Here is a 6,043-nt window from a genome sequence, read left to right as displayed (position 1 = left end):
ACGCGCCCGCAGCCGCGTACGCACGGAAGGGGACGTGTCGGGGGGTGTCCGCCCGCAGCGGTTGGCGCGTCAACGGACAGTCAGTCGGTATCCGAGCCCATCGCGCCGTTCCGAGGACGACACCCCCCGGCGCTGGCCCCGACCCACCACCACCGCGCAGGCGCTACACGCGCCGAACCCCCGCGGCCCCCGCCCCCAACGCCCCCCGCTGCGGCGCGATCCCCGACGGCACAGCCCGCTGGCGGGCCGGTGTTCCCGTCCAGCAGGTGCCGCGGCGGGACAGCAGGCGGCGGAGCCACAGTTCCAGGGAGACGAGGTCGGCGAGACCGTCCAGCGGGAGGGGCTCGCCCGCCGCCGCGGAACGGAGGGCCTTGCGGACCACCCGGGCTTCGACCAGCCCCGCCTCCGCCAGCAGCGGCGTGTCGAACAGGGCGATCAGGGAGTCCGCCGCCACCCTCAGCCCCGTGCGCGCCGCGGCCGCCGCCGTCGCCTGGGTCGGGACGCCCCACCCGGGCGGCAGGTCCCGGACGCCGGCCCCTTCCAGCACCGTGCGCAGTATGGCCGCCCGCGCCCCCGGCCGTACCCGCAGCGCCTCGGGCAGCGCCCGGGCCGCGCGCACGACCTGGTTGTCGAGGAACGGCGCGTGCAGCCGCTGGAAGCGGATCTCCGCGGCCTGCTCCAGCACCCGCAGGTCCGCCGCATACCGCGCCAGCGCCGCACGCGCACGGAAGTCACCCGGCCGCTGCCCCGGCCCCACCAGCTCCGACCGGTGCGTCGCCGCCTGAAGACGAACCGATACTTCAGCGAGCGCCTCACCGGTCAGCCAGCGCGCCGCCGGCCCGGGTCTCCCCCAGGTCAGCGCGGCGAGCGAGGCCTCCACCGCGCCCCCGGGCGCGTCCGGGCCGTCGTCCGTACGGTGCTCGAGCAGTCGCTCGGCCAGGCCTTCGAGCCCCGCCCGGTACGGCGTACGGGACAGCCGCCGCGCCGCCGCGTACACGCGCGCGGGGACCAGCACCGAGCCGTCCGTCCTGGCCAGCGCGGCGACGGGCCGCACCAGGTGGCGGCGCTTGCGGTCCATCAGCAGGTCGGCCAGCCGCGCGGGATGGGCGTCCAGGACCTGCCGCGCGCCGTAGCCCGTGAAGTGGTCCGCGCTGCCGGCCGCGAGCCGCGCCCGGTGCCGTGCCGCCGTCACCAAGGACGCGCCCGGCTCGTCGGTCAGCGGGCCCTGCAGGTCGGCGTACGGCAGGGTGTCCTCGCCGCCGGCCACGACGACATGGTGCAGCCGCGGGTTCGCGGCCAGCGCGCCCGCCCGCTCCAGTTCGGCCTCCCGCCCTCCGACGGCCAGGTCGTTGAACGTGACCGCCAGCAGCCGCTCCCCCGCGCCCGTGCCGTGCCCCAGCACCGTGCCCGGCCTCCCGGGCAGCCCCGCGGCCAGCAGCGCCAGCGTCCCCGAGGCGGGCCCGCCGGACAGATCCGCCCCGATCCCCGGCACCGGCATCCCGCGCGCGGCACGCCGCTCGGCGGGCCCCATGCCGGGCACGGGCCCGGGGTCGATGTCCGCCCCGGGGACGTGCCGCGGCGCGGACAGCCGGGTCCGTACGGCCTCCACGAGCGCGTCGCGCACGGCGTCGACCGCGCTGTCGGGGTCGGCCGAGGGCGCCGCCACCGCCAGCGAGGCGACCGGCTCGTACCCGGCGATCTCACGCGCCCCCGCGCGAAGGATCAGCGCATGCCCCGGCGGAATGCGCTTCACGCCGTCGTACGGCGTGGAGTCATGAAGCGCCGCCGGCACGTCAGGGGCGGCCAGCAGCGCGGCGAGGTGCCCGAAGTCGAGGTTGGCCTCGATGAGGTCGGCGAGCGGCAGCGCGGCCGTCGCATACGCCGTGCCGCCGGCCCAGGGGGTGTAGAACACCGGCCGCGCGCCCGCGAGGTCGCCGCAGACGGTCAGCCTCCGGCCGACCTGCACGATGGCCGTATAACTCCCCGGCCAGGCGGTCAGATGCCGAAGGGCCCCGCCGCGCGCGGCGAACAGCGCGACGCGCAGCTGCTCGTCGGTGGCCCCGCAGATGCCGAGGACGGCGATGCGCGTCCGGTCGTCGGCCTTCACCACCCGCACTTCGTCGGGGCGCCAGTCACCGACCGCCCACAGCGGATCGGGATCGCCCCACAGGAGTTGGGAGCCCACCGGGTGCAGGGTCTCACCGTCGGGTCCCGTGGCCCCCGCCGAGCCGGCAGCGACGGCTCCCGCGGCGGTGCTGCTCCATCCCACCAACCACCGCATCGCCGCCTCCACAGGCTGTGGACAACCAGTGCACCGTACGAACCGGTTCACCATGCTGCCATGAAGGAAGCGTTCCAGAGTGCGCCCGCGCCGCTTGCGCTCCGCCGAACGCGCCCCGGCGGAGCCACCCACGCCGCCCCGGACACCCCGAACGACCCCGAACACCCCTGGGGCGACGCCGAGGAGGACAGCGAAGACGACGATGAAGACGGAAAGAGAAAACGGCGGCGGAGACGGCAAGAACAGAGGGACGGCCAGGAGGCAAGACACGTCAGCGACACGTCATCAGTACGACTGCGGCGCGAATGCGCCCCCGATACACGCCCCGAATACGCCCGACGCGCCCTCAACTACCGTGGTAGGAGGCCTGATACCCCACCGCCGACGGAGTCGATTTTCGGCCAAATCCCCATCCCGCGCGCAGCGTCGAACACTCTCCGTACAGACCCTGCGGACCGCCGCGCGGTCGCGCAGCCCGGGAGACGGAGTACGCCTCCCGGACCGTTCCGCCGCCCGCGGGGATGAAGGCGGCGGTGTCCCCCAGCCCACTGGATCCAGTACAGCGGGCCGACCCACGCAACGACCATGGAACCGCTCCCGCGATGGCCGGAGAAGAGCGCACGGACAGGCGCACGGCCACACACTGGGAGCACACCGCAACAGGCTGTATCTGAACCGCACTTCAGTACGGACCACAATCCCGCCAACCGGAACAATGCCCCTTAACGCTTGGGATGCGGCGAACTACGCTGGGTTTACGAATGCCGCGTGGTTATGCCAACGTCGGCAGCCGTCTGTGTCGAGGGGTGGCGCATGTCCAGGGAGCAACGCGGGCCGAACGAAAAACTCGGCGCCGTTCTCGCCCTCGCGGGAATCAGCAACGCAGGCCTCGCGCGGCGCGTCAACGATCTTGGCGCTCAGCGAGGACTGACGCTTCGCTATGACAAAACGTCGGTGGCGCGCTGGGTGTCGAAGGGCATGGTGCCGCAGGGTGCGGCGCCGCACCTCATCGCCGCCGCCATCGGCCAGAAACTCGGCCGCCCGGTGCCGCTCCACGAGATCGGCCTGGCGGACGCGGACCCCGCGCCCGAAGTCGGCCTCGCCTTCCCGCGGGACGTCGGACAGGCGGTGAAGTCCGCGACGGAGCTGTACCGTCTCGACCTCGCGGGCCGCCGCGCCGGGGGCGGCATCTGGCAGTCGCTGGCCGGATCGTTCGCGGTGAGCGCGTACGCGACGCCCGCCTCACGATGGCTGATAACCCCGGCCGACAGTTCGGTCGCGCGTGACGTGGGCCTCGGCGAGGACTCCGGCGCACCGCTCAAAGTCGGCCACAGCGATGTGCAGAAGCTGCGGGAGGCCGCCGAGGACGCGCGGCGCTGGGACTCCAAGTACGGCGGCGGCGACTGGCGCTCGTCGATGGTCCCGGAGTGCTTGAGGGTGGAGGCCGCGCCCCTTCTCCTCGGCTCCTACTCCGACGAGGTGGGCCGGGCCCTCTTCGGCGCCTCCGCCGAACTCACCCGGCTCGCGGGCTGGATGGCGTTCGACACCGGCCAGCAGGAAGCGGCCCAGCGCTACTACATCCAGGCCCTGCGCCTGGCCCGGGCGGCGGCGGACGTCCCCCTCGGGGGCTACGTCCTGGCCTCCATGTCCCTCCAGGCCACCTACCGCGGCTTCGGCGACGAGGGCGTGGACCTCGCCCAGGCCGCCCTCGAACGCAACCGCGGCCTGGCCACGGCCCGCACCATGAGCTTCTTCCGCCTCGTCGAGGCCCGGGCACACGCGCGTGCGGGTGACGCCCAGGCGGCCGGCGGCGCCCTGAAGGCGGCCGAGAGCTGGCTGGAGCGCGCCCGCCCCGGCGACAACGACCCGAGCTGGCTCGGCTTCTACTCCTACGACCGCTTCGCCGCCGACGCGGCCGAGTGCTACCGCGACCTCAAGGCGCCCCGCCAGGTCCGCCGCTTCACGGAACAGGCGCTGTCGAAGCCCACCGAGGAGTTCGTCCGCTCGCACGGCCTGCGCCTGGTCGTCTCGGCGGTCGCCGAACTGGAGTCGGGAAACCTGGACGCGGCGTGCGAGCAGGGCGTGCGGGCGGTGGAGGTCGCCGGACGCATCTCCTCGGCCCGCACCACCGAGTACGTCAAGGACCTCCTGCACCGGCTGGAGCCGTACGGCGACGAGCCACGGGTGGTCGAGCTGCGCGAACGCGCACGGCCGCTGCTGATGGCTCCGGCCTAACCGGGCAGGCATACCGCCGTCCCCGCGTTTGAAGGCATTGTCAGTGGCGCAGTGCACTATCGAAAGCGGGAGGTGGTGCGGGTGACGCGGGTGCCGGAGATCGCATACGACTGTGACGTGCTGGTGATCGGCGGAGGGATCGTCGGTCTGTCGACGGCGTACGCGATCACACGGGCCGCACCGGGCACACGTGTCACGGTCCTGGAGAAGGAACCGGGCCCGGCCCGGCACCAGACGGGCCGCAACAGCGGCGTCATCCACAGCGGCATCTACTACCGCCCCGGCTCCCTCAAGGCGCGCTACGCGGTGGGGGGCGCCGCGGAGATGGTCAAGTTCTGCGCCGAGTACGGCATCCCGCATGCGGTCACCGGCAAGCTGATCGTCGCGACCGACCGCGCGGAGCTGCCCCGCCTGCACGCCCTCGTGCAGCGCGGCAGGGAGAACGGCATTCCGGTCCGTGAACTGGGCGGATCCCAGATCGCGGAGTACGAGCCGGAGGTGCGGGGCCTCGCCGCGATACACGTCGGGACGACCGGCATCTGCGACTTCGTCGCGGTCGCCCGCCAGCTGGCCCACGGCTCGGGCGCGGAGATCCGCTACGGCACGCGGGTCGTGCGCGTCGACCGCCGCCCCGAGCGGGGCGTCGCCGTGCTCACGGCCACCGGGGACGTCGTGCGCGGGCGGGTCCTGGTGAACTGCGCGGGCCTCCACAGCGACGAGATCGCCCGGCTGACCGGGGACGACCCGGACGTCCGGATCGTGCCGTTCCGGGGCGAGTACTACGAGCTGGCCCGGCCGGAGCTGGTGCGGGGCCTGGTGTACCCGGTCCCCGACCCGGCGTTCCCTTTCCTCGGGGTCCATCTCACGCGCGGGATCGACGGAGGTGTCCACATCGGGCCCAACGCGGTGCCGGCGCTGGCCCGCGAGGGGTACGGCTGGGGGACGGTCCGTGCGCGGGAGCTCGGGGCGACGCTGGCCTGGCCGGGCTCCTGGCGGATCGCCCGGCGGCACTGGCGGTACGGGGCGGGGGAGCTGCGGCGGTCGCTGTCCAAGGGAGCGTTCACGGAGGCGGTGCGGAGATTGCTGCCCGGGGTGTCCGAGGGCGACCTGGTGCCGACGGCGGCGGGGGTCCGGGCGCAGGCGGTACTGCGTGACGGCACGCTGGTGGACGACTTCCTGTTCCGCGAGGGCCCTCGTACGGTCCATGTACTGAACGCGCCGTCTCCCGCGGCCACGGCGTCCTTGCCGATCGGCAGGGAGGTGGCACGCAGGGCACTGAGCGCGCTCTGAGAGTTTCGAGGTGCTCGGCGTTGTTGCTGAGCCCGGGACGTTGCCCAGCCCCCGCGGAGCGGGGTACCGCTGCGCCCACCCCGTGCCGCCTGGGGGCACCTCCCAGGCCCTTAAGGCACTGGGGGAGGCACGACTGCCCACGGCTAGGGCCTGTCGTTTGGATCAGGTCGCAGGGAACCGACAGCGCTGATCAGCGCCGGTGAGCGGGGTCTGGTGCGTGCAGCTGCAAGGCGGAGG

At 73.8% G+C, this 6,043-nt stretch carries 3 protein-coding genes; 2 read left to right on the top strand and 1 reads right to left on the bottom strand.

Features of this window, described 5'->3' with window-relative positions:
* Positions 1-163: 163 nt before the first annotated feature.
* Positions 164-2,281, bottom strand: a complete 2,118-nt coding sequence (locus ABZ192_RS42920) for an asparagine synthase-related protein (RefSeq protein ID WP_356929887.1) — start codon at positions 2,279-2,281, stop codon at positions 164-166.
* Between the two features lie 813 nt (positions 2,282-3,094).
* On the opposite strand from ABZ192_RS42920, the gene ABZ192_RS42915 reads away from it, so the two are divergent.
* Positions 3,095-4,516 carry an MFS transporter gene (locus tag ABZ192_RS42915; protein WP_356929886.1) on the top strand — a complete coding sequence of 474 codons (1,422 nt, stop codon included), beginning with the start codon at positions 3,095-3,097 and terminating at the stop codon, positions 4,514-4,516.
* 81 nt (positions 4,517-4,597) lie between these two features.
* Positions 4,598-5,806, top strand: coding sequence for an L-2-hydroxyglutarate oxidase (lhgO, locus tag ABZ192_RS42910; RefSeq protein ID WP_356929885.1), 1,209 nt, complete (start codon positions 4,598-4,600; stop codon positions 5,804-5,806).
* Positions 5,807-6,043 lie beyond the last annotated feature (237 nt).

Origin of the sequence: Streptomyces sp. NPDC006235 (genome assembly GCF_040613735.1) — a bacterium.
Taxonomy (GTDB): domain Bacteria; phylum Actinomycetota; class Actinomycetes; order Streptomycetales; family Streptomycetaceae; genus Streptomyces.
The sequence above is the reverse complement of the archived record's forward strand: the minus strand, read 5'-3'. Positions and strand labels throughout refer to the sequence as shown.